We start from the raw sequence: 25,395 nt of genomic DNA on the forward strand, positions 1-25,395 counted from the left end.
AGGTTCTGGTGTTTGCCTTACAGCGAAGAAGAAGAGCGTGATATCACGACCACGCTCTTTATGAGGAGGGGATCAGAGCACTTTTTGTTCGGCGAGATCAAGGGCGAAATAGCTGAAAATGAGGTCCGCACCGGCACGTTTAATCGCACCGAGACTCTCCAGCACCACATTACGCTCATCAATGGCACCAGCCTGTGCGGCAAATTTGATCATCGCGTATTCACCACTTACCTGATACGCCGCCAGCGGCAGTTCGGTGCGTTCACGGATGTCGCGCAGGATATCCAGATAAGCGCCTGCCGGTTTCACCATCAGTGAATCTGCGCCCTGCGCCGCATCGAGCAGCGATTCGCGGATCGCTTCACGGCGGTTCATCGGGTTCATCTGGTAGGTTTTACGATCGCCTTTCAGTGCGGTACCCGCTGCTTCACGGAACGGGCCGTAAAACGAGGAGGCGAACTTGGTGGAGTAAGACATGATGGCGGTCTGGGTAAAGCCCGCAGCGTCCAGTGCCCGGCGAATCGCCTCAACCTGACCATCCATCGCCGCTGACGGAGCGATGAAATCTGCACCGGCTGCTGCGGCTACCACCGCCTGCTTGCCCAGGTTTTCCAGGGTGGCATCGTTATCGACGCCGTGATCACACAGCACGCCACAGTGGCCGTGGCTGGTGTATTCACAGAAGCAGGTGTCAGACATCACGATCATTTCCGGCACGGTATCTTTGCAGATGCGGGACATGCGCGCCACCAGACCGTTTTCGTTCCAGGCATCGCTGCCGGTGGCATCGGTATGGTGCGAAATCCCAAAGGTCATCACCGAGCGGATACCTGCTTTGGCGATACGCTCAATCTCATAGGCGAGACGTTTTTCCGGAATACGCATTACGCCAGGCATCGCCTGAATCGCTTTGTAATCGTCGACTTCTTCTTCAACAAAAATAGGCAGAGCTAAATCGTTCAGGGTCAGGGAAGACTCCTGAAACATTTCACGCATCGAGGCGCTGGCGCGCAATCTTCTTGGGCGCTGGATAAGGGAATAATCAGACATTTTCATTCTTACGCAGGTGAAAAAAGTAACAACAGTTTACTCTCTTTGCCCGCGAGGTATGAAGGTTTGTGTGCGGTAAGAGAGGGGGAAAAGGGCTCTCCCGCCGGGCGGCGGGAGAGCAGAACAATTACTCGTTAATATCCGGATGCTGCTGCACCAGGTTTTTACGTTTCGCTTCCAGACGGGAGATCTCTTCGTCGATATCTTCGATTTTGTGCTCGATATTATCGTGATGCTCCTGCAGGATTTCGCGCGCTTCTTCCATATCTGACGCTGCCGGTGTCGCGCCTTTCAGCGGCTTATTGGCCGTTTCTTTCATGTACAGACCGGTAATCAGACCAATGACCGCCACCACCATCAGATAGTAGGCTGGCATGTAGAGGTTATTCGTCGTTTCCACCAGCCAGGCGGCCAGAGTAGGCGTCAGGCCCGCAATCAGTACCGAAATGTTAAACGCACTCGCCAGCGCACTGTAGCGGATATGGGTCGGGAACATGGCAGGCAGTGACGAAGCCATCACGCCAGTAAAGGCGTTGAGGATCACCGCCAGAAGCAGCAGACCGCCAAAAATCAGTCCCAGCACGCCACTGTTAATCATCATGAAGGCGGGAATCGAGAAAATCATCAGGGCAATACTGCCGATAATGACAAACGGACGACGGCCAAAGCGGTCACTCATCATGCCGATCATTGGCTGAACAAACAGCATACCGATCATGATGGCAATAATAATCATCACGCCGTGGTCTTCGCTGTAGTGCAGGTTATGCGACAGGTAGCTCGGCATGTACGTCAGCAACATGTAGTAGGTGACGTTAGTGGCGATAACCAGGCCGATACAGGAGAGCAGGCTACGCCAGTGTTTGGTCGCAATCTCTTTAAATGAAACCTGCGGACCATCCTGCAGGCCTTCGCGGTCGCCCTGTTCCAGTTTGTCCACGTGCTGCTGGAATGCCGGGGTTTCTTCCAGCGCATGACGCAGATAAAGACCGATAATGCCCAGCGGCAGCGCGACGAAGAACGGCAGACGCCAGCCCCACTCAAGGAAGCTCTCTTCCCCGATAATGGAGGAGATCAGCACCACCAGGCCCGCGCCGAGCACGAAGCCCGCAATCGAACCAAAGTCGAGCCAGCTGCCCATAAAACCGCGTTTGCGGTCAGGCGAGTACTCGGCCACAAAAATTGAAGCACCGGTATATTCACCACCTACCGAGAAGCCCTGCGCCATCTTCGCTAACAGCAGCAGAATCGGTGCCCAGATGCCGATGGAGGCATAGGAGGGTATCAGGCCGATACAGAAGGTACTGACCGACATGATGATAATGGTGATGGAAAGGATTTTCTGACGACCATATTTGTCGCCCAGCATCCCGAAGAACAGTCCACCCAGCGGGCGAATAAGAAATGGAACAGAGAAGGTGGCGAGCGCCGCGATCATCTGAATACCCGGCGAGACGTCCGGGAAAAACACTTTACCCAGCGCATAGGCGACGAAGCCATAAACACCGAAGTCGAACCACTCCATCGCGTTACCCAGAGAGGCCGCGGTGATAGCTTTACGTAAACGAGTATCATCGATGATAGTAACATCATCGATCCCAATTGGTTTTACACGCTTCCTACGCAATTTCATAGAATTACCCTGTAATGGAACACAAAAGTTCTCAACGGCGCGAGCCGTGGTGAGTCATCAGATCGCTGCGTTGAGAAATTTAAGCATAGCCGTAAATAAGCGCTATTTACGCGACGGCTGACACAATAATTACGGTTGTTATTATTGCGAACAGCGACAGAGTATACCGTTTTTGTGTGATATCTGTCATGTTTGAGCTAAAAATGGCCTCCAGAGAGGTGATTTTTCGCTGTTTAGCTCCACAAAAAAATTATCACTCTGCGTGACGACCGCCGTTTTTTTCAGCAAATCAGAGGATATGACAAGGATTAAGGAGGGAGGCAGACACCGTAGGTGGTTAAACAGTATACAAAGCCGGGCACCAGGCGGGGCGAATGCGTAAAAAATGGAACGCCGGAAAAGGAGATTGATGAGCTATTCAGCCGGAAACCTGGTCAGTTCAGATTGAGTTCAGACAGTGCCCTTTGGTCGGGCATCAGGAACGTGCTCCTGCTCATGCTCAACCGGCTGGTCACCCGCGGCGGCCAGCCAGGCGATGAACGCCTTGTTGTCCATTGGGCGTGCATAATAATAGCCCTGGATATAGACCACGCCGCGCCGTTGCAGATAGCTAAACTGTAAGGCGGACTCGACGCCCTCCCCAAGCACTTCCAGTTCCAGCTCATTGCTGAGCTGAATAATGACATCCAGCACCGGGGTTCTGCCTTCCAGGGATTCAATCGCGTTGATAAAGCCGCGATCGATCTTCAGATAATCCAGGGTGAAGGTCTGTAAATAGCTGAGCGAACAGTTACCGGTCCCAAAATCATCAATGGCGACCTTCATTCCACAACCGCGAAGCTGCTCCAGCTTGCGAGCGACCTCAGCGCCATCTTTTATCAGGCTTCGTTCGGTCAGCTCCAGGGTAATCAGGAACTGCTTGTCTTTTATCCGCTCGGCAAACTGCAGCATGTCGTCGACAAAGTCAGGATGCTGAAGATGATCTGCTGCCACGTTGATGGCCAGGTGGAAATGGGGTTTAACCTCCCAGTCCATCACATCCTCTGCGATTAAATTGAGCAGATGGCGGGTCAGCGGCACAATCATCCCTTCCGCTTCTGCTGCGCCAATGAAAATATCGGGCCGCACGCCGTTACCGTCTGGCGTTGTCCAGCGCAATAATGCCTCTACGCCGCTGCAGCGTTGCAGCCGGTTGTCATAGACCGGCTGATAATGCGCCCTGAACTGGTCGCTGTTGATTGCCCGCCGAATCTCATCGCGCCATGAAATACGTCGCTGAAGCCAGTTCGCCATCAGCATCATCAACAGAATCGAGAAGATAGCCGCCATCGGCATGATGATAAACATCACCTGACGCCATGCGGCGATCAGTTCAGAAGGCGAGGCAATCAGGGTGACAGAGAGCGGATAGCGGGTTGACCTGGCCTGATAAATCATCGGTTCAAACCAGCTGGACGCGGCGATTTGTGGATTGCCAAACGCGATCGGTGCACCGTCGCTGAAGTTCATGCTGAAATGATAGTGATGGGTGCTGTTGATAGCGCGCATAAAATCGATCAGATACTGGCCATCAATCATTGCCCAGAATCCCTCGCCATCGGGCAGGTCGCGCATAAAAATCACTGCCGGACGATCGGGAACGCCAGATGTTCTGGCAATCGACAGGCTCCACCAGGCTTTTCCGGTGACGGGCGCGTCGCGCAGGATCATATCCTTCAGGAAACCAGGCTCTGCTCCATAGGCTGAAGAACAGGCAATTCTGTTTTCTTCCATTTTACCGACGCCGCGGAAATAGGGATTCAGTGAGGCGATGCGCTGCAACTGATTTTGAATCTGGCTGCAGGGCTGGTGCTGAAACTGGCGCAGCTCGGTAATCATATCCCAGGCGCTGTCGCTCATTCTCTCAGCCTGAGATAACAGCGTATTTGCAGCGCTCACCTGCTGCTGCCTGACGGTGTGGCGCGTATCCAGGGCGGTAAAAAAAATGCCAATAATCAGAGGCAGCACGCCGGAGATAATAATCGCCAGCCTTGCGTAGTCGCGTTTTCGTTTCAGTAGCGGCACTGCTGAATCCTCTGAGTATTATTTGTTCAAGGCAGGGAGCTAATCAGTCGCGCAGCATAGCATTTCTCCGGGCCGGGCAGATTAGCGTTTCTGCGATCAACAGAACTGACCCAGGTCAATTATCGACCAGACAGGGCATTTATTGACAGGTTGTTTTGCTTTCATTGGGGGGCAGCAAAAAAATCAGGCGAGAAAATGGAACTGCCAGGGAAAAGGGCAGTTCGCCGCAGCGGATGAAGAAGATCCTGGCCCGTCAGCGGGCGGGCGCAGGGTAAGACACATTAACTAGTCGGCAAAATAGATCTGTTTCAGCGCCACTTCAACACCGCGCAGCTCAGCAAGTCCTTTCAGGCGGCCAATGGCGGAATATCCTGGATTGGTGCGCTTATGCAGGTCGTCCAGCATCTGATGGCCATGATCGGGACGCATCGGTATCGCCCGCTGATTGCCCGCCCGACGACGGCGCTGCTCTTCCGCCAGAATAACCCTGATGACGCCGACCATATCGACATCGCCCGCCAGATGGGCTGCTTCGTGGAAGCTGTCAGGGTTCTCCTCACGCTTCGTGGCGCGCAGGTGGATGAAGTTGATGCGGTCAGCATACGTTTCCGCCATCTCAACCAGCGCATTGTCGGCACGCACGCCATAAGAGCCGGTGCAGAAACAGAAACCGTTGTGCAGACTGTCCACGGTTTCTTTCAGCCATTGCATATCTTCCTGCGTAGAGATAATGCGCGGCAGGCCGAGAATAGGACGCGGTGGATCATCCGGATGCACCGCCAGTTTAATCCCCACTTCCTCCGCCACCGGTACGATGGCGCGCAGGAAGGTTGCCATATGCTCGCGCAGTTTCGCTTTGTCGATGCCGTCATACTGCGCCAGCTGCGCCTGAAACTGCTCCAGGGTGTAACCCTCTTCAGCACCTGGCAGACCGGCGATAATATTGCGCACCAGAGTATTTTTCTCTTCTTCACTCATCGCGGCAAAGCGCGCTGCGGCGGCCTGCTGCCCGGTAGCGCTGTAATCCTTCTCCGCACCGGGACGCTTGAGCAGATAAAGTTCGAAAGCCGCGAAGGCGTCGGCATCGAAGCGCAGCGCTTTTGCGCCATCCGGTAGCGTCCAGGCGAGGTCGGTACGCGTCCAGTCCAGCACCGGCATGAAGTTGTAGCAGACAGTATCAATGCCGCAGGCGCCCAGATTACGTATCGACTGCTGATAATTAGCGATATAGCGAAGGAAGTCACCACGCTGGGTTTTGATCGCCTCATGGACCGGGATGCTTTCCACCACCGACCAGACCAGACCTTTTTCTGCCAGCAGAGCCTGACGCGCTTTGATCTCCTCCACCGGCCAAACCTCGCCGTTAGGGATATGGTGCAGGGCCGTTACGATACCGGTCGCGCCCGCCTGACGCGCATCATCCAGTGAAACCGGATCATTCGGGCCGTACCATCGCCATGTATGTTCCATTTTTACTCCTTACTGTGATGTGGCCCAGTGGTCAGGCCGCTTGACCAAGAGTAGGATAGTGGACAAATCAGGGCCGTGATCGGGATCGCAGCATGACAAACTGCATCGACGAAGAGATCGGTTTTAAATGCAATAAGAGGAGAGGGTGATGACGCTACCCGTCATAAAAACCGAGCGGCTCTACCGTCAAATCGCCAACGTTATTATGGCCGGCATTACGCGCGGTGATTTTGTCGCCGGTGGCCTGCTGCCACCGGAGCGCGAGCTGGCGAAACAACTGGGTGTCAGCCGCTCGTCAGTGCGTGAAGCACTGATTGCGCTGGAAATGACTGGCTGGGTCGATATCCGCACGGGCAACGGCGTTTACGTCGCGCAGCCGCTGCCGCAGGCCGCCGTTCCGCAGGAGAGTTGCAGCCTGCAGGATCTGCTTCAGGCGCGTGAAGCGTTTGAGGGGATGCTGGCAGGATTTGCCGCACGGAACGGCACCGCCGGGCAGCGGGCGGCATTGCTGGCGCTGACCGCCGAACTGCAGCAGTACAATGAAAACGATGCGGCCTTTCTGGAGCAGGACAAGCGCTTCCACCTGCTGATTAGCGAGATGAGCGGCAATGATGTGTTACGCGACCTGCTGGAGCAGTTATGGAACCGGCGTCACAGCCCGCATGTGCAGCGACTGGAACGCCATTATGCCGATAACAGCTTTGCGCAGGAGATGAACGCTGACCATCAGCAGATCGCCGATGCGATTGTGGCGGGTGATGAAGCCGCAGCCCGCCAGGCGATGGAGAGTCATCTGCAGCACGTGCAGCAGCGGCTACTTGGTTAATGCCCGCGTCCGCTTAGGTCGTCCGGTGCCCAGCATAATCGCCAGACGGCTACCGCCTGGCGTGGTCTCCATCAGGATTTTGGTAATGCTGGTGAGCGGCACCGAGAGCAGCATACCGACCGGACCGAGCAGCCAGCCCCAGAATATCAGCGACAGAAATACTACCAGCGTTGATAAGCCCAGGCCGCGCCCCATCAGACGTGGTTCCAGCATATTGCCGAACACCATATGAATCGCGGTAAACAGTGCCGCCACCATCGCAGCATCAAACAGGCTGTTCAGTAACAGCGCCTGCAGAAAGGGCGGAATGCCGGCAATAATCGGGCCGATATTGGGAATGAAGTTGAGGATAAACGCCACAACAGCCCACAAAAGCGCGAATTTCACATCCAGCAGATAGAGACTCAGCCAGACGGCGATGCCGGTGATCAGACTCACCAGGGTTTTCAGCGCCAGATAGTGCGTCACGCCTTTCAGCGCTTTATGCAGCCCGGCGATACGAATTTTGGGGTTCACCAGCGCGTTACGCATTTTGTAAGGCAGGTGATGGACCTCAAACAGCATAAAGACGACGGTCAGCACCAGCAGCACGGTATTGGTCATTGCGCCGGAAAAGCCGCTCAGCGCCACGCTTGCCAGGTTCATCATGGTATTCGGGTCAAAACGCTGTACCAGCGCATTCGTTGAAATATTGAGATGAAAGCCCGCCGCCAGATGTTGCAGCAATGTCATTTTCTGCTCCATCGTGGCGCGCAGTTGCGGGTAGAGATCAGAAAACTCGCTCATGGAGCTGGCAATAATGGCACCCAGCAGCAGGATACCGCAGAAGATCACGGTAATGACCAGACCAATCGCCAGTCCGCGGCGGAAGCCACGACGCATCAGCATCGTCACCAGGGGATTCAGCACAATCGCAAAGAACGCCGCCAGCAGAAGCGGGACCAGAATATCGGACGCTGCCCGAACCCCGGCGAGGATGATGACCAGCATCGCCAGTTTTATCAGAATATTTTGTCCGATCTTTTCCCGTTGCAGCTCGCTCATTCTCTCTCTCGTAATGTAATTTGGCTGCTGAAAGTGTAGCTGAAAGAAAATTAACAATCTGATTTATCAGAGAAACGGTAAAGCGCGGCGGCAAAAGGGTGGGGTAATCAGCGCCACATTACTCAGCTATAGCGGCAGTGCAGCGACCTTCTTTTTTCCCGCTTTTCCCGCCGTTTTCATCTGCCTGATAACCGTGCCATTGTGATGCGCGGGTGGCGAAAGCGGGTATAGTTAAAGGATTAACCTTATCATTCAGCCAAATACGAGCGCGAGGACGCATGCCTGAACAGCCTGCAGTGGAACAGAACGTCCCATCCGGAAACCGGAATATCTCTCTGCTGATCCTCTCTATAGTGGCGTACAACTTTGCCAGCTATCTCACCATTGGTCTGCCGCTGGCAGTGTTGCCAGGCTGGGTGCATGACCAGCTGGGCTTCAGCGCATTCTGGGCGGGACTGGTAATCAGCCTGCAATATGTGGCGACGCTGCTGAGCCGGCCACACGCCGGACGCTATGCGGATAGCTGGGGACCAAAGAAAGTGGTGGTGACGGGCCTGGTGGGTTGTCTGATCAGCGGATTGTGTATTCTGCTGGCGGCCCTGATCGCATCACCGATATGGAGCCTGACGCTGCTCTGCATCGGCCGGATGATTTTGGGCGTGGGCCAGAGTTTTACCGGCACCGGCACCTCATTGTGGGGGGTGGCGCGGGTTGGTTCGCTGCACATTGGCCGGGTCATCTCCTGGAACGGTATTGTCACCTATGGCGCAATGGCAATCGGCGCACCGCTCGGCGTGGTGATCTTTCAGGCAGGTGGCCTGCTGTGGCTGTCACTGGTGATTGTGGCTATCTGTGCGGTGGGCATCGTCTGCGCTGTGCCGCGTCCGGCCGTAAAAGCCAGCCGGGCCAGACCGCTGCCGTTTCGGGCTGTGCTGGGAAAAATCGCCGGTTTTGGTGCGATTCTGGCGATGGGATCGGCGGGTTTTGGCGTTATCGCCACCTTTATTACCCTGTTCTATCAGGATAAAGGCTGGGAAGGAGCCGCTTTTGCGCTTTCCCTGTTCAGCATGGCTTTTGTTGGCGCACGCCTGCTGTTTCCCAATGCGATTAACCGCTACGGCGGTCTGCGGGTCGCCAGCGTTTGTCTGGCGGTTGAGGCTGCCGGACTGTTTCTGGTCGCCGCTGCGGGTAATCCCTGGATGGCAAACGCGGGTGCCTTTCTGACCGGGGCCGGATTTTCTTTGGTGTTCCCGGCGCTGGGCGTGGTGGCCGTAAAAGTGGTGCCGCAGCAGAATCAGGGCAGTGCCCTGGCAACCTATACCGCCTTTATGGATCTGTCGCTGGGGATTACCGGGCCACTGGCCGGATTCATCATGAATTATGCGGATGTCTCACGCGTCTATCTGCTCACGGCGCTGCTGGTCTGTGTTGCGTTTTTCTGTACGCTGCGCCTGTTGCGGCGTCAGGGATCGCTGCCAGCAGCAGACGGTTCTTCAGAATAAAAAAAATGGCCCAGTAGCGGGCCATAACGTCTTTTCAGACACAGATAAACGGATAAATGTGGGATACAACAGGCTTTATGCCTGCAGCAGTTCAATACTGTGGCGGATCTGGCGTTCAGTCTCCGCTGGGGTCCAGCTGTTGAGCTGGCCGGAGAAAGGCTCAAAGGAATAGATGCCCCTGTAGCCGAGCATCTCCAGCCGTTTAACCTGTACCACGCTCTTCAGCACATCGTTATCACTCAGCATGATGCGTTCTTCGTCGGTCAGCTCGGCGGTCGGACGTTGATCTTCAACGCCTGACAGGTGCACCAGTCCAATCTGGTCAATATCAATGCTCACCGGGAATTCCTGTTCAGCATTCTCATAGAGATGATGATGAAAGGTATCCAGCAGCAGTTTAAAGGGCACGCCTGCCGCAGCGATCAATGCCTGCGCCTGCACGGTCGAACGCAGTGAGCTGACCGGAAACCCCAGAGGCTCCACCAGCCCCAGAATGCCATAGTGGGCAAAGCGCGGCGCCAGCTCCTGCATTGCCGCCTGTGTCTGCTGAGGCGATACGGTAATCCCCTCATTCAGCGGACACATCACCAGCGCTTTCGCACCAATCTGTTGTGCCGTCTGTAACAGCGCCTCGGCCCGGCTCAGCAGCGCGTCATCAATACGGTTAAACGGATAGAGCGCATTAATGCTGATGATATCAATGTGATACCTGTCGATCAGGGCGCGCAGCTGATCGGTGCTGAGATCGTCAGTAACGCTGCCGCCCGGCATATCATTACGCAGTTCAACCTTGCTCAGGCCCAGACGCTGAACCAGCTGAAAGAAGGCTTCCAGCGAGAGCCGGGGCGCAATTTTGCGGTTAATACAAAAACGAGTGGGATCAATAGCCATGTGCTGACTCCGGGACAGGAGATGTTGCGGCTAAAGAAAACATTTATTTCATTGATAGTGAATTATGAAATGTAAATTATTAGATCAGCCTCGCATTAATTTCATATTTCGTTTCATCTCTATCCATAAACACTGGATCGACCTCGCAGTAATACCACCGATCCATATGACAATCATTTCCCTGCTGAGCTTGGTCTGGCCGCTGATAATGGCCTCGTCCCCTCATCATGTTTTCCATGACAGACGGATGGAAAAATGCGATCTGTGCCGCTAAAAGCAAATTTTTCAAAAAGAACTATTTGAAAAATTTATTCCACTGTAATAGCTTCTTAATACGCTTTCAGGTTTGCCGGGTCAGGCAGTGTGGCAGGCCACAGGGTCTGTCTGCAGCGAACTTAACCATCTTAAGAGGCAACATCATGACAATCATAGGTAACTTTATTGGCGGTAAAACCACTTTCAGCGCCAGCAACGAAACCATCCCTGTTTACGATCCGGCAACCGGCAAAGTGGTCCGTGAACTGACGCAAAGTACCGCTGATGAAGTGGCTCAGGCAATTGGTGTCGCGCATGACGCGTTTTCAGCCTGGTCTAAAACCTCGCCGCTGCGTCGCGCCCGCGTTCTGTTTAACTTTAAAGCGCTGATGGAGCAGCATCGTGATGAGCTGGCAGCGCTGATTGTTTCTGAGCATGGCAAAGTCTGGTCCGATGCACTGGGGGAACTGACGCGTGGCATTGAAGTCATTGAGTTTGCCTGCGGCATCCCTCATCTGCTCAAAGGCGAATATTCCCCGAACGTCGGCGGCGGCGTTGACAGCTTCTCGCTGATGCAGCCGGTCGGCGTTGTTGCGGGCATTACGCCGTTCAACTTCCCGGCGATGGTGCCATTGTGGATGTTCCCGATCGCACTGGCCTGCGGTAACACCTTTGTGCTGAAGCCACCGGCGCTGGATCCGTCTGCGGCCGTGCGTATGGCTGAACTGCTGACTGAAGCGGGCCTGCCGGATGGCGTATTTAACGTGGTGCACAGCTCTAATGAAGATGCTGAGCAGCTCTATAAGGATCCACGTATTGCCGCGGTGAGCTTCGTCGGCTCTTCAGGCGTCGCTGAGCATATCTATAAAACCGCCAGCGCCCACGGCAAGCGTGTGCAGGCATTTGGCGCGGCGAAAAACCACGCCATCGTCATGCCGGATGCCGATCTGGATGCCACCGTTAACGCCATCATGGGCGGTGCGTTTGGTTCTGCCGGTGAACGCTGTATGGCACTGCCGGTTGTTGTCGCCGTGGGCGATGACACAGCCGACAAACTGATTGCCCGCCTGACACCGCTGGTGAAAGCGCTGCGTATCGGCCCGGGAATGAGCCAGGGTGCCGATGAAAATGAGATGGGTCCGGTTGTCTCTGCCGCGCATCAGAAGAAGGTGCTGGGTTACATCGACAAAGGCGAGCAGGAAGGCGCGAAGCTGGTGGTCGATGGCCGTAACGTGCAGGTTGCGGGTCATGCAGAAGGTTACTACGTTGGCGGCACGCTGTTTGATAATGTCACTTCGGAGATGGTGATCTGGCGTGAAGAGATTTTTGGGCCGGTGCTGAGCATCATGCGCGCACCGGACTACGACAGTGCATTGCAACTGGTTAACAGCCATGAGTTTGGCAACGGCAGTGCGATTTTCACCAGCAACGGTCATACCGCGCGCGAGTTTGTGCAGAACGTTGAAGCGGGCATGGTGGGTGTCAACGTGCCGGTTCCGGTGCCGATGGCATTCCACAGCTTCGGTGGCTGGAAACGTTCTGTGTTTGGTGCGCTGAATGTCCACGGGCCGGATGGCGTGCGCTTCTATACGCGCATGAAAACCGCCACCGTGCGCTGGCCGTCCGGTCAGCAGACCGTGTCTGAATTCAGTATGCCAACCTTAGGCTAATTTATTTCAACGTCGATCACGGTGTGCGACCGGCAGGATACTCTGCCGGTCGCTTTGTTCGCTGGCATTGCGCCCGCGTAACACTCGCCGTGTTAATCGTGACAGAGAGGAGGATCAGGATGTCTTTACTGTCGAAAGCACAGGCCCCTGACGCGCAGGGCCGTATTCAGCATGTCACGCCTGAGCGCGCTGGCTGGCGTTATGTAGGGTTTGATGCTTATCTGCTGAAGAAAGGGGAAACCCTGCGTCTCAACAGCGGTGATAAAGAGCTGTGTCTGGTGCTGGTGGCCGGGCTGGCCTCGGTGAAAACCCGCCATGCTGAGTTTTCTGGTATTGGTAAGCGCATGTCGCCATTTGAGCGCGTGCCGCCTTATTCCGTTTATGTGCCGCATGACGATGAAGTTGAAGTTTACGCTGACAGCGATCTTGAACTGGCGGTCTGTAACGCGCCCGGTCAGGGAAATCTGCCTGCACGACTGATCGCGCCAGCTGATGTTGGTGTTGAGCATCGCGGAAAAGGGCGCAACCAGCGCCTGGTGCATAACATCCTGCCCGACACTGAACCGGCTGACAGCCTGCTGGTGGTTGAGGTCTATACCAACGAGGGCGATACCAGCTCTTATCCCAGCCACAAGCACGATCAGGAGGAGAGTGAAAGCGAAACCTACCTGGAAGAGACCTACTATCACCGTTTCGATCCGGAGCCTGGTTTTGCCATGCAGCGCGTCTACACCGACGACCGCTCACTGGATGTCTGTATGGCACCCTATAATCGCGACGTGGTAATGGTACCGCGCGGCTATCACCCCGTGGCGACGCTGGCAGGTTATAACAACTACTATCTGAACGTGATGGCAGGGCCAGTACGGTTGTGGAAATTCAGCTGGGAGAAAGATCACGCCTGGGTGAACAGCGACAGCTATCCGCGCAAAGCGTAAGTCACTGCGTTTTTATCAGTGCGTGGATAGCATCAAAAAGGGCAGCCGATTGAGCTGCCCTTTTTACTGTGCGGAACGCAGGTTACTGAGCCGAACTATCGGCATTGTTCAGAGCCAGTGACACCGCCAGTGTCTGCGCCAGGCAGAGTGAGGCAACCTGCGAACGGAAGCCATCGACCTGCGCTTCGCGTACCACAAAGCAGACATCGCTGAAAGCGGCCAGCGGGCTGACCTGGCTGTCGGTAATAGCGATCTGATGCGCGCCACGTTTAGCACCCATTTCCACCACTTCGACCGCTTCACGTGCATAAGGCGAGTAGCTGATCGCAATCACCACATCTTTCGGGTTTACCAGGCTGAGCTGCTCGGTAAACATCCCGCCCAGGCCATCAATCAGAAACGCGCGACGCTCCAGGTGACGCAGCGCGTACACCAGATAGGAGGCGACGCTGAAAGAGCGACGCAGGCCGATCACATAGATGTTCTCCGCCTCATTCAGCAGTTTTACCGCCTTGTTCAGTTGCTCAGGATTAACCTGCATCGCCAGCTGCTGCAGTGCCTGGCTGTTGACCATAGTAAAAACGTTAAGGATCTCTGCCGGACTTTCAGGCGCACTGGCGCTGTCATCCGTGGAGGTCTGACGAAACAGACGCGCGCGCTCGGTATAGTTGACCGTCTCCTCCATCAGGTGCTGACGAAAAACCTGTTTCATTTCGTTGAAACCGCTGAAGCCAAACGCATTCGCAAAACGGATCAGTGTCGACGGCGGCACATCGGCCTGCTGGGCAATGGAGGCGACGGTGTCGAAAGCAATACTGTTACTGTTATCAAGGATGTAGCGCGCAACCTGTTTAAGACGCTTGCTCAGCGTTTCGTAGCGGCGACGAATATCGTCCTGCAAGAGAGAAAGTTGGGTGGGATTATTGTTCATCACTTCTGCCCGTATAATTAGAATAATGGCTGCATAATGAGCGCTATATTACCAGATGGATGGAAAATTTCATTTCTTTGCGTCAACGATGCAGTTTATTTCATGGCTTTATGAAATGGTTCACAGATTAGCTTTAGCGCCCGATGCGTGACTTTTCGCGAACAATGTCAGGATGAAAGCCGGGATGAAATGCCAGCAGGCTGGGAGGGTAACCAGTAAAAAACGCCATCCCGGTTGGGATAGCGTGATGAAAAAGTCTGTCTCTGCCTGCTATGAGTTCGCGCCGGCGCAGGTAACATGGTCAGATCGGAAAGTCGCTTAAGCCATCCATGGCCGCTCGGCCCGCGCCGTCCCTGGCGCTGGACGCTTTGCTCCTCTGACCATGTTACCTGCGCGTTGAGCTTATTTGTTGCTGCAACATTTACCCTGCCTTGAGTAAGTCAGCAGTCTGAGGCCATCGCGGTTGAGACAGGTCATAGCAGAGCAGCAAATCAGGCGCGGGCAGCGCGCCAGTACTCAATCAGCCGCAGATAGTTGCCTTTTACGGTCTCTATCAGTGCCTGATCGTCCAGTTCACCCTGTAACCACTGGCGCGAAGGCTGGCCAAAGATGGTGCGACCCACCGCAAAGCCTTTCACCCACGGCGCCCTGGCCGCAGCCGCGAAGCCCGCTTTAAGCTTCTCTTCAGGTGCATCCAGACCGAGTAACAGAATGCCGCGACAGTGAGGATCCTGCTGCTCAATCAGCGTGCTGATTGCCTGCCAGCTTTCTGCCGACAGCGGTGGCAGTTTCCACCAGTCAGGCTGAATGCCCAGACTGTAGAAATGCGTCAGCATATCAAGGTAATAGGCTTCATTCTTATCCGGATTGCTTTCCGGCAGAATGACCTCCAGCAACAGTTCATGACCGCTTTTGTTACAGCCATTCCAGACGTCGAGCACCACATCATCCTGCTCTTTACGCAGTTCAGCGCTGTCATGGGGATGATAAAACACCAGACATTTCACTACGTGCTCGGCTGGCCAGTCGATCAGCTGCGAGCCAATGTTGCCATGCTCCAGGCGCAGCGGACGTGAGCTCGGCAGCTCAATCGGGCGGCCAATCCACCAGTTCTTACCGGTGATGGCATTCAGCGCTTTCTGTCCATAGGTGGTATCCGCCAGAATGCCGCTTTTGTTCTCTAAGCCCGCCTCTCCGGCAGCCTGCTGAGCGGCTTCCAGCAGCAGCAGTTTCAACTGTGGAATGCGGCTCTCGTCGACACCGGCTTCCTGCGCCATGTCCGCCAGCTGTTTGCGATGATCAAAAGCGAAAACGTTCAGCTCCGGCCACGCCTGCTTGCGGGTGGTCACGCGGTGAAGATGGTTAAGGCGGCTATCAAGATCGGGACGTTTCACCGCTTTGTCGCGGCTCAGGAAGTCATCCAGTTCCGCTTTGGTTGGCATGGCAGGAGCACAGCCGTGGCGTGAAACCACCAGCGCTCCGCAGGCGTTGGCGTAACGGCATGCCTGCTCCCAGCCTTCATCATTCAGCCAGCCGCGCAGCAGGCCAGACATAAAGGCATCGCCTGCGCCCAGCACATTGAGAACCTCGACGCGCACGCCAGTGTGCAACTGAGTCTCTTCCCAGCTATCCGGAATATCCCCTTCAAACACCACGCAACCCAGCGGACCGCGTTTGCAGACCAGCGTTGCCTGACTTGCCTTACGCACGTTTTTCAGCGCAGTCAGGGTATCAGTGCTGCCACCGGCAATATGAAACTCCTCTTCGGTGCCAACGATCAAATCGAAGTAGTGCACCACTTCCTGTAACTGCTGCGTAACCTGGGAGGACTCAATGAAACGCGTTTCACCGTCACCCAGAGAGGTCAGTCCCCACAGGACCGGGCGGTAATCAATATCCAGCGCCGTGCGCAGACCGTTGCGGCGGGCGATATCCAGCGCTTTCAGCACGGCTTCACGCGTTTGTGGATGCGATAAGTGCGTGCCGGTTACCGCTACCGCACGGGAAGAGGTAATAAAGGTTTCGTCGATATCTTCCGGCACCAGCCCCATATCAGCACAGTTATCACGGTAGAAAATCAGCGGAAAAGTCTCTTCATCTTTAATCCCAAGGATCACCATGCCGGTCAGACGTTTTGCATCGGTGATCAGGGCATCGGTGTTACAGCCAACACGCTGCAACGCTTCACGCAGAAAGCGACCATTATGCTCATCTCCCACCCGCGCCAGCATCGCCGATTTGAGCCCCTGAATCGCGGTGCCATAGGCGACGTTGCCCGACGATCCGCCCAGATATTTCGCAAAGGAGGTGACATCTTCCAGTCGCGCTCCGATTTGCTGGCCATAAAAATCAACGGCGATGCGCCCGATACAAATCACATCAAGCGGCTTCTGTTGTGTACTCATACCTGTGGTTTCCTTCTGTGATTGGCAGAGCGGGCGGGCGAAAAGACCGACACCAGGTGCGCTCTGCTTCCGGGTCTGTGGGTGTCTGACAAACGATAGGGGAATTATGAGGAATAAAAATTCCATATTCAATACGAAATGAAATATCCATCGCAATTTTGTGAACCAGTTAAAACTCCTGATTCTCTTCCGCCTGCGCAGTCTCTGTCGTCACGATGTGCGGTATGTCAGGGTTGTGAAGGGGATCGCAGGAATCCTCACGCCAGTCAGGCAAGCTGCCGCATTGAAATGAATTTTTTCATCATGCACCACACTCTGTTAAATGTTCCAGATTTCTCCTCTGCAATCCCCCGCCAGACCTGAAGCAGGCATTAAATTTGATCTCACTCGCAAAATGAAATGTTTCTTCTGTAATCGTGTTTTATGAAAAATATATTTGTTTATAATCGCCTCACGTTTCAGTTATTCCGGTCGCCTTTTCCGCCGATGACAACGCCTGGCGTGCTGTCGCGGAAGTCGGGGTCCACCAGCATGTAAGGAAGAATATGGGCACTATCAGACTGACCACGGCACAGGCGCTGGTTAAATTTTTAGATAATCAATTTATTGATGTCGATGGCGTTGAAACGAAGTTCGTCAAAGGCATCTTCGCGATCTTCGGACATGGCAACGTGCTGGGCCTGGGCCAGGCGCTGGAACAGGATAGCGGCGATCTGATGGTTTATCAGGGCCGTAATGAACAGGGTATGTCCCATGCCGCCACCGGCTTTGCCCGCCAGTCACTGCGTCGCCAGATTATTGCCTGCAGTTCATCCGTGGGGCCTGGTGCGGCGAATATGATCACTGCCGCCGCGACGGCTACGGCTAACCGCATTCCTCTGCTGCTGCTGCCCGGCGACGTCTTCGCTACCCGCCAGCCCGATCCGGTGCTGCAACAGATTGAGCAGAGCTACGACCTCAGCATCAGCACCAACGACGCCTTCCGCGCCGTCAGCAAATACTGGGATCGCGTCAGCCGCCCGGAGCAGCTGATGTCCGCCTGTATTAATGCCATGCGCGTACTGACCGATCCGGCAGAAACCGGCGCGGTCACGCTCTCTCTTCCACAGGATGTGCAGGGCGAAGCCTGGGATTACCCGGACTACTTCTTCCAGAAACGCGTGCACCGTCTGGATCGCCGTCTGCCGGTGGCGGCGCAGCTGGCGGATGCCCTGACGCTGATAAACCGTAAGCGCAAGCCGATGATTATCTGTGGCGGTGGTGTGAAATACTCCGAAGCAGGCGAGGCGCTGCGCCAGTTTGCTGAACGTTATCAGATTCCTTTTGCCGAGACGCAGGCGGGCAAAGGGACGCTGGTCTCTGACCATCCGCTGAATGTCGGCGGCGTGGGTGAAACCGGCTGTCTGGCCGCCAACCTGCTGGCAAAAGAAGCTGATTTAGTCATCGGCATCGGCACCCGCTACACCGATTTCACCACCGCATCGAAATGGATTTTCCAGCATCCCGATGTCAGCTTCCTGAACATCAACGTCAGCAACTTCGACAGCTACAAGCTGGATGGCGTGCAGCTGCTGGCCGATGCCCGCGAAGGGCTGACCGCGCTCACCGCCGCGCTGGCCTCACAGCACTACAGCAACGACTGGGGCAATCAGATTGAGCAGGCGCAGAGCCAGCTGCTGAAAGAGACACAGCGTGTCTACCAGGTGGAATATCACGATGGCGACTTTGTGCCAGAGATTGCTGACCATCTCGACCGCGAAGCGGTGTTCGCTGAATTTAACCGCCTGACGCAGTCGCTGCTGACGCAAAGCAGCGTGCTCGGCACCTTAAACGAGCAACTGCCGAAAGACGCCGTGGTCGTCGCGGCGGCAGGCAGTCTGCCGGGCGACCTGCAGCGCGTCTGGCGCACCAAAGATTACAACGCCTACCACGTCGAATATGGCTACTCCTGCATGGGTTATGAAGTGAATGCCGCGCTGGGTGTGAAGCTGGCGCAACCGCAGCGCGAGGTCTATGCGCTGGTCGGTGATGGCTCCTTTATGATGCTGCATTCAGAGCTGGTCACCTCAATTCAGGAAGGGGCGAAAATCAACGTGGTGCTGCTGGATAACATGACCAACGGCTGCATCAATAACCTGCAGATGGAACACGGCATGGACAGCTTCACCACCGAGTTCCGCTTCCGTAATCCCGAAGGCGGCAAGCTGGACGGCGGCTTTATTCCGGTCGATTTCGCCGCGATTGCTGCCGGTTATGGCTGCAAAACCTATCGCGTCACCACGCTGGAGCAGCTCAAAGCGGCGCTGGAAGATGCCCGCACTCAGACGGTTTCTACCCTTATCGACATCAAAGTGCTGCCTAAAACCATGATCCACAAATATTTCAGCTGGTGGCATGTCGGTGTGGCGCAGGCCTCGAAAACCGAACGTGCGCAGGCGGTGGCGGACACGCTCAACAGCCATCTGGATCAGGCGCGCAAATATTAATTTCCGGGCCGTGCTGCGGCCCGTTTTCCTCTTCTCCGTACGAACCCTACACAGGTGTAATTATGACTTTGAAACTTGGCGTCATCGGTACAGGTGCAATTGGTCAGGAACATATTCGCCGCTGCAGCCATGTGCTGCAGGGTGCTCAGGTGGTTGCCGTCTCTGACATTAATGTCGACGGCGCGCGTGCCGCACTGCAGCGCCTGAACATTGAGGCGGAGGTGTTCGAAAATGGGCACGATGTGATTCAGTCGCCGAATGTTGATGCGGTGCTGGTCACCTCATGGGATCCAACCCATGAAGAGTTCACCTTAGCGGCGATTGCCGCCGGTAAACCGGTCTTTTGTGAGAAGCCGCTGGCGATGAGCGCCGAGGGCTGTCGCCGGGTGGTGGATGCCGAGATTCAGGCAGGTAAACGCCTTGTGCAGGTCGGCTTTATGCGTCCTTACGATGCGGGCTATCGCGCCCTGAAAAAGGTGATTACCGATGGCGACATCGGTGAGCCGCTGATGCTGCACTGCGCACACCGTAATCCGACGGTGCCAGAGAACTACACCACGCCGATGGCGATCACCAACACCCTGATCCACGAGCTGGATGTGCTGCGCTGGCTGACAAACGACGACTATAAAACGGTGCAGGTGATCTTCCCGCGCGTGACGTCGAAATCGCATGGCCAGCTGAAAGATCCGCAGATCGTCCTGTTCGAAACCCACAAAGGGGTGCGCATCGACGTTGAGATCTTCGTTAACTGCGCTTACGGCTATGACATTCAGTGTGAAGTGGTCGGTGAAGAAGGGATTGCCCGCCTGCCGGAGCCTTCTTCAGTACAGCTGCGCAAAGATGCCCGTCTGTCGAACACCATTCTGGTGGACTGGAAAGATCGCTTTATCGAGGCGTATGACGTTGAGCTGCAGGCGTTTATCAACGACATCAAAGCGGGCCAGCTTACCGGTCCTTCTGCCTGGGATGGCTTTGCCGCCTCTGTGGCAGCCGATGCCTGCATCAAAGCGCAGAACAGTGGTGCGATTGAGCCGGTAGAGATGCCGCCGCGTCCTGCTTTTTATAACTGATTCAGCTGTCTATGCGGCCTGGCCGCTCTCCGCCTGGGAATAAGAAAATGAACAAAGAGAACGTAAAACTGGCGATCGCGCCGATCGGCTGGACCAATGATGACATGCCGGATCTCGGCAGTGAAAATACCTTCCAGCAGACCGTCAGTGAGATGGCGCTGGCTGGCTTTACCGGCAGCGAAGTGGGGAGCAAATACCCGCGCGATCCGGCGATTCTGAAGCCGATGCTCGACCTTCGCGGCATCGAAATCTGCAACGCCTGGTTCAGCACCTTTTTCGCCAACGGCGACAAAGAGAAAACCATCGAACAGTTCATTGAGCACATGAACTTCCTGCATGCGATGGGCGCACGGGTGATTGGCTGCTCCGAGCAGAGCAAAAGTATTCAGGGCACCACGCTGGCGGTGTTCGAGAAGAAAGCGATCTTCACCGATGAAGAGTGGCGGTTAACGGCAGAAGGCTATAACGAACTTGCCCGCATAGCGGCAGATAAGGGGATGCGCGTGACGCTGCATCACCACATGGGTACCGGCATTCAGACCACGGAAGAGATCGACCGGTTTATGGCGATGACCGACGAGCAGGTCGGGTTGCTGTATGACACCGGCCACGTTTACTACTCCGAAGGCTCCCAGCAGAAGATGCTGGCAGTGCTGGAAAAATATCTGCCGCGTATCTTCCACGTTCATCTCAAGGATGTGCGTGATGAGGTGGTCGCCGAGGTGCGTGAGAACCATCTCTCGTTCCTGGAGGGCGTGAAAAAGGGCACCTTTACCGTGCCGGGCGATGGCGTGATCGACTTCAAACCGGTTTTCAAAATCCTGGATGATTACGGCTACAAAGGCTGGATGGTGGTTGAAGCGGAGCAGGATCCTGCGCTGGCTAATCCCTTTGAATATGCAGTGAAAGCGCGGAAATATATTCGGGAAAATACAGGTTTATAACGTGCTCTGAACAAAGGCTGGCTTTCCTGTGGAGAGCCAGCCTTTTGTTTTATTTCAGCGTAATGCTTTTCACAATGTTGTCAGCATCGCTCTGCGCCTGCTGCTGATTATCGCCTGGCAGCGTAATCTGCAGTGTCACCAGCTTGCCATCCACTTTTGCCAGAACCACGGAAGACCATGAGGTCTGGTTATTGGCAGAAATCACGGTATCCAGCTGCTGTGCGGGCTGATCTTTCAGCGTCACAGATTTGTTCGAGACGACCTGCAACTGCGGGTCACGGTTACGCTGCTGCTGTTCCATGCGCTTTGACAGCACATCCAGCCCATCACTGGTCGGGTCACCGGCAATCACAATAATGGCGCGGGCACCGGTTTCATCCGCATAAACGTGCATGTTTGTGGTCTGCGAACCCAGTTTCCCGCTTTTGTCTGACATGCCTGGTGGCAGTGAGAAGCTCAGTTTGCCATCCATCAGCGTGACAGTCTGCGCCGACTGACTGGCGCTGACGCCGTTGTCATTTGCCGCTTCATCTTTCTTCTGGTCACAGGCCGCTAAGCCAAGAACCAGTAAACCCATTCCTACATATTTCACCAGGTTGCGCATCAGAATCCCTTTTTAAGTTTCCAGTCAGGCAGTAATACAACAGGAATCAGGTTGCAAACGCAACCTGATGATTGTCAGAAGATCTTAGCGGGTAATAGCAGAAAACTGTATGGGCGCTTAGCCGAAATTTACCTGGCGGGCGGTCTGGCGCTCCGCCAGACGCTTCAGCGCGGCGTTGAGCAGCACGCCGTAGGCGGGCAGGAAGAAGACCATGCAGATCAGCACTTTGAAGCTGTAATCCACGAGGGCGATCTCAACCCAGTGCTGCGCCATAAACGCATCAGGACTTTTATAGAAGGCGATAAAGAAGAAGGCCAGCGTATCGCTGATATTCCCCAGGAACATGGCACAGCCCGGTGCTATCCACCACTGTGGCAGACGACGCAGACGGTTGAACACGTGAACGTCGAGGATCTGACCCAGCGCATAAGCCATGAAGCTGGCGCAGGCGATACGGGCAACAAACAGGTTCATCACTTCCAGTGCCTGCCATCCCTGCCATTCACCCTGATAAAACAGCGCGGAGACGCCGTAAGAGATAAACAGCGCTGGGATCATCACGGCCAGAATAATGCGCCGGGCCAGCGGTGCGCCAAAAATACGCACGGTAAGATCGGTCGCCAGGAAGATAAAGGGAAAGCTGAATGCACCCCAGGTAGTATGGAAGCCAAAGACAGAAATAGGCAGCTGAACCAGATAGTTACTTGATGTGATCACCAGCAGGTGAAACAGCGACAACCAGAAAAGCGCATGCATGCGCTGACGCGAAGAAAATGCGAGCATATTCAACCTTTTTAATGTTGGGGTGAGGGAACCCATTGCGGGACGCCGTTCGGGCAGCGCCTGGCAGTTTTATGAGCAAAAAGCGGCGGCATCTTACCGCGTTGTGCTTTTTATGCAATGGTTAATTTTAGCGCAATCGTTATCGCCTTGATTCACCGCCAGCACGCGCTAGAATGAGCGCCCTTTACCTGAACCGAGTTGATTATGAGCGATGCTTTTTCCTCTGCCGACCATCAGCTGGATGCCCGTGGCCTGCGTTGCCCGGAGCCGGTGATGATGGTGCGCAAAACCGTACGCGGCCTGCAGGATGGCGAGACGTTGCTGATCATCGCCGATGATCCGGCGACGACCCGCGATATTCCCGGCTTCTGCCGCTTTATGGAACATGGCCTGCTGGCGCAGCAGACCGACACGCTGCCCTACCAGTTTCTGATCCGCAAAGGCATGGCAGGTTAACGACAGCCGTTCGGGCCGTCTTAAACCTCACTCTTCGATCAGAAGCCTCACAGTCAGGCGCGACGACGCAGTAACCGCAACGCGTTGGCGGTGACCAGCGCGGTCGCTCCCGAATCTGCCAGTACCGCCAGCCAGAGTCCGGTCAGGCCCATCAGGGTAGTGACCAGGAAAATCGCCTTCAGACCCAGCGCAATTCCGATATTCTGGCGAATGATGCGCCGTGTCCGGCGTGCCAGCGCAATCATCGGGGCCAGATTGCTGAGCTGGTTACGCGTCAGTGCTGCATCGGCCGCTTCCAGCGCGACATCGGTGCCACTGCCCATCGCAATGCCCAGCGTCGCCGCTTTCATCGCCGGGGCATCGTTAATGCCATCTCCGACCATCGCCAGCGGCTGTTGCTGACTCAGTTCACGGATCGCCGCCACCTTATCGGCGGGCAGCAGGCTGGCGCGATAATCTATATCCAGCTGGCGGGCTATCGCCGCCGCAGCGCGCGGATTGTCACCCGTCAGCATCAGGCTCTCAATACCCAGCTTTTTCAACGCTTTTAACGCCGCCACGGCGTCGTCGCGCAGCTGATCGCGCAGGGCCAGCGCACCCAGCGCTTCGCCATCGCGCATCAGCACCACCAGGGTTTCACCTTCGGCTTCCTGCTGAGCAATCTGCGCATTTTGCTGCGGCGTCAGACCGGGAGTATGGCCGGGCGTCAGCAGCTGAATCTGCTGGCCTGAGACCTGCGCACTGATACCGCGTCCGGCCTGTACCTGCTGATCCTGCGCGTCAGGAATAACAAGGTCACGCGCCTGCGCAGCCGACACGATAGCGCTGGCCAGTGGATGGGTCGCACCCTGTTCCGCAGCAGCGCTCAGCGCCAGTATCTCTGATTCGGCGGTCTTGCCAAATCGCAGGATCTGCGTCAGCTGTGGCTTGCCCAGCGTCAGCGTGCCGGTTTTATCAAACGCCATTCTGCGCAGCGAACTCAGCCGTTCCAGCGCCGCACCGCCTTTAATCAGTGCGCCCTGTCGCGCCGCCGCTGCCAGCCCGGAGGTGATTGCAGCGGGAGTTGAGATCACCAGTGCACAGGGGCAGCCAATCAGCAGCAGCGTCAGCCCTTTGTAGATCCACGGCTGCCAGTCACCTGCGAAGAACAGGGGCGGCACCACCATCACTAACAGTGACAACAGCATCACCAGCGGCGTGTAGATGCGACTGAACTGGTCGATAAAGCGTTCAACCGGCGCACGGTGCGTTTCCGCTTCCTCAATCAGCTGCAGGATACGATCAATCGCGCTTTCACCCGGCTTCGACACCACTTCAAGCATCACCAGCCGATCCACGCTGGTGGCACCGGCGAGGATTTTTTCGCCGCTGGCGCGGGTTACCGGCAATGATTCCCCGGTTAACGCACTCTCATCGAAACTGGCGAGTGTGCTCATTAAACGGCCGTCGACCGGCAGGCGGCTGCCCGCTGCCACTTCAATCACATCGCCGGGTTGCAGCGCCGCCAGCGGTACTTCAAGACGTTTGCCCTGTTCAAGGCGAATAGCCGATTCAGGCCGCAACGCCATCAGGCTGGTGACACCGCTGCGCGCCCTGGAGGCGGCATAGCTTTCCAGCTGTTCGCCCAGCTGAAACAGTACCAGCACCATCGCGGCTTCGGCATGCGCACCAATAATCAGCGCACCAGCCGACGCCAGGGTCATTAATGTTTCAATGGTAAAAGGCGATCCGCTGCGGATGCGCTGCCATGCACCGCGCGCGACCGGGACCAGACCAGCCAGTGTGGTCAGCACAAACAGCCGATCGCCCCAGGCGGGCGCGAACTGGCTGAGAATGCTGCTGGAAAGCACCAGCAATGCCAGCAAAATCAGCAGGCGGTTTTGCTGCCAGCCCGGACTGGCGGGCAGGGTGGCTGACGGGGTAGCGAGCTGGAAGCCGGCTTTTTTCACTGCCTGTTCAACGGCATTTTGCACATCCTGGTCGGCGTTGACGACCAGCTTCTCGCTGCTAAACAGCACGCGAGCGTCGGTCACGCCTTTTACCTGACGGACGGCGGTTTCAATAGTGCGGGCGCAGCCCGGGCAATCCATCCCGCTGACCTGCCAGCTAAAGGGCCTGGAGCCTCGCCGGTCGCTTTCTTCGGTGGCGTCGGCGTCATTGCCAGGGCTGCTGTTACTGTCACAGCAACAGCCCGCTGTATCCGCCGTTACCGGCGTAGCAGCATGAATAGAAAGGGAGAGGGGACGGGCCTGACGAACCTGGCACAGCGGTTTTGCTGCGGCGTGGCTGGCACGCGGTTTGCCGCAGCCACAGGCGTGATGTTGATGCATATGACCTCCAGAGTATAAAAAAAGCGGGATGAGCAACCCG

General features: G+C 55.8%; 19 protein-coding genes. 8 read left to right on the top strand and 11 right to left on the bottom strand.

What is annotated here, in order from left to right:
- Positions 1-72: 72 nt before the first annotated feature.
- From hemB to uxuA, 4 genes are all read right to left on the bottom strand, one after another.
- Positions 73-1,050: a porphobilinogen synthase gene (hemB, locus tag ACR8BF_RS01380; protein WP_179898770.1), complete on the bottom strand. Its 978-nt coding sequence runs from the start codon at positions 1,048-1,050 to the stop codon at positions 73-75.
- Between the two features lie 127 nt (positions 1,051-1,177).
- Complete coding sequence (gene proP, locus ACR8BF_RS01385; protein ID WP_179898771.1) at positions 1,178-2,683, bottom strand: glycine betaine/L-proline transporter ProP; 1,506 nt, start codon at positions 2,681-2,683, stop codon at positions 1,178-1,180.
- 450 nt (positions 2,684-3,133) lie between these two features.
- Positions 3,134-4,747, bottom strand: a complete 1,614-nt coding sequence (locus ACR8BF_RS01390) for an EAL domain-containing protein (RefSeq protein ID WP_434745466.1) — start codon at positions 4,745-4,747, stop codon at positions 3,134-3,136.
- A 285-nt stretch (positions 4,748-5,032) separates the two neighbouring features.
- A complete protein-coding gene (gene uxuA / locus ACR8BF_RS01395) occupies positions 5,033-6,217 on the bottom strand; it encodes a mannonate dehydratase (RefSeq protein WP_314985361.1) in 1,185 nt (394 codons plus the stop codon).
- Between the two features lie 148 nt (positions 6,218-6,365).
- Here uxuA and ACR8BF_RS01400 point away from each other — a divergent pair, with 148 nt between their 5' ends.
- Positions 6,366-7,043: a FadR/GntR family transcriptional regulator gene (locus tag ACR8BF_RS01400; RefSeq protein ID WP_179898774.1), complete on the top strand. Its 678-nt coding sequence runs from the start codon at positions 6,366-6,368 to the stop codon at positions 7,041-7,043.
- Here ACR8BF_RS01400 and ACR8BF_RS01405 read toward each other — a convergent pair.
- Positions 7,032-8,087, bottom strand: coding sequence for an AI-2E family transporter (locus ACR8BF_RS01405; protein WP_292987021.1), 1,056 nt, complete (start codon positions 8,085-8,087; stop codon positions 7,032-7,034). The genes ACR8BF_RS01400 and ACR8BF_RS01405 overlap by 12 nt on opposite strands.
- 278 nt (positions 8,088-8,365) lie before the next feature.
- Here ACR8BF_RS01405 and ACR8BF_RS01410 point away from each other — a divergent pair, with 278 nt between their 5' ends.
- Entirely contained in the window at positions 8,366-9,589 is a 1,224-nt protein-coding gene (locus ACR8BF_RS01410; protein WP_313701024.1) for an MFS transporter, read from the top strand.
- Between the two features lie 75 nt (positions 9,590-9,664).
- Here ACR8BF_RS01410 and ACR8BF_RS01415 read toward each other — a convergent pair whose 3' ends face one another.
- Positions 9,665-10,480, bottom strand: a complete 816-nt coding sequence (locus tag ACR8BF_RS01415) for a TIM barrel protein (protein WP_434745467.1) — start codon at positions 10,478-10,480, stop codon at positions 9,665-9,667.
- Between the two features lie 419 nt (positions 10,481-10,899).
- Between ACR8BF_RS01415 and ACR8BF_RS01420 the strand changes: the two genes are divergently transcribed.
- Entirely contained in the window at positions 10,900-12,405 is a 1,506-nt protein-coding gene (locus ACR8BF_RS01420) for a CoA-acylating methylmalonate-semialdehyde dehydrogenase (protein ID WP_179898778.1), read from the top strand.
- 119 nt (positions 12,406-12,524) lie between these two features.
- A complete protein-coding gene (gene iolB, locus ACR8BF_RS01425; RefSeq protein WP_313701020.1) occupies positions 12,525-13,343 on the top strand; it encodes a 5-deoxy-glucuronate isomerase in 819 nt (272 codons plus the stop codon).
- Positions 13,344-13,425: 82 nt separating this feature from the next.
- Here the strand turns inward: iolB and ACR8BF_RS01430 are convergent, their stop codons facing one another.
- Both ACR8BF_RS01430 and ACR8BF_RS01435 read right to left on the bottom strand, forming a co-directional pair.
- A complete protein-coding gene (locus ACR8BF_RS01430; RefSeq protein WP_033784214.1) occupies positions 13,426-14,274 on the bottom strand; it encodes a MurR/RpiR family transcriptional regulator in 849 nt (282 codons plus the stop codon).
- Positions 14,275-14,765: 491 nt separating this feature from the next.
- A complete protein-coding gene (locus tag ACR8BF_RS01435; protein WP_292987013.1) occupies positions 14,766-16,679 on the bottom strand; it encodes a bifunctional 5-dehydro-2-deoxygluconokinase/5-dehydro-2-deoxyphosphogluconate aldolase in 1,914 nt (637 codons plus the stop codon).
- Positions 16,680-17,224: 545 nt separating this feature from the next.
- On the opposite strand from ACR8BF_RS01435, the gene iolD reads away from it, so the two are divergent.
- From iolD to iolE, 3 genes are all read left to right on the top strand, one after another.
- The gene (gene iolD / locus ACR8BF_RS01440) at positions 17,225-19,165 is read left to right on the top strand and encodes a 3D-(3,5/4)-trihydroxycyclohexane-1,2-dione acylhydrolase (decyclizing) (RefSeq protein ID WP_434745468.1); all 1,941 of its coding nucleotides are present in this window, start codon (positions 17,225-17,227) and stop codon (positions 19,163-19,165) included.
- A 62-nt stretch (positions 19,166-19,227) separates the two neighbouring features.
- Positions 19,228-20,238 carry a Gfo/Idh/MocA family protein gene (locus ACR8BF_RS01445; RefSeq protein WP_013359358.1) on the top strand — a complete coding sequence of 337 codons (1,011 nt, stop codon included), beginning with the start codon at positions 19,228-19,230 and terminating at the stop codon, positions 20,236-20,238.
- 47 nt (positions 20,239-20,285) lie between these two features.
- Positions 20,286-21,182: a myo-inosose-2 dehydratase gene (iolE, locus tag ACR8BF_RS01450; RefSeq protein ID WP_434745469.1), complete on the top strand. Its 897-nt coding sequence runs from the start codon at positions 20,286-20,288 to the stop codon at positions 21,180-21,182.
- A 49-nt stretch (positions 21,183-21,231) separates the two neighbouring features.
- Here the strand turns inward: iolE and ACR8BF_RS01455 are convergent, their stop codons facing one another.
- Together ACR8BF_RS01455 and ACR8BF_RS01460 are read right to left on the bottom strand one after the other, a co-directional pair.
- On the bottom strand, positions 21,232-21,786 hold the full coding sequence (locus ACR8BF_RS01455; RefSeq protein WP_003852180.1) for a DcrB family lipoprotein: 555 nt from the start codon (positions 21,784-21,786) through the stop codon (positions 21,232-21,234).
- 117 nt (positions 21,787-21,903) lie between these two features.
- Positions 21,904-22,569, bottom strand: a complete 666-nt coding sequence (locus ACR8BF_RS01460; RefSeq protein WP_003852182.1) for a 7-cyano-7-deazaguanine/7-aminomethyl-7-deazaguanine transporter — start codon at positions 22,567-22,569, stop codon at positions 21,904-21,906.
- Positions 22,570-22,773: 204 nt separating this feature from the next.
- On the opposite strand from ACR8BF_RS01460, the gene tusA reads away from it, so the two are divergent.
- A complete protein-coding gene (gene tusA / locus ACR8BF_RS01465; RefSeq protein ID WP_003852184.1) occupies positions 22,774-23,025 on the top strand; it encodes a sulfurtransferase TusA in 252 nt (83 codons plus the stop codon).
- A gap of 53 nt (positions 23,026-23,078) precedes the next feature.
- On the opposite strand, the gene ACR8BF_RS01470 is transcribed toward tusA, so the two are convergent.
- Positions 23,079-25,355: a zinc/cadmium/mercury/lead-transporting ATPase gene (locus ACR8BF_RS01470; RefSeq protein WP_434745470.1), complete on the bottom strand. Its 2,277-nt coding sequence runs from the start codon at positions 25,353-25,355 to the stop codon at positions 23,079-23,081.
- Positions 25,356-25,395 lie beyond the last annotated feature (40 nt).

Source organism: Candidatus Pantoea rara, assembly GCF_051136265.1.
GTDB lineage: Bacteria > Pseudomonadota > Gammaproteobacteria > Enterobacterales > Enterobacteriaceae > Pantoea > Pantoea rara.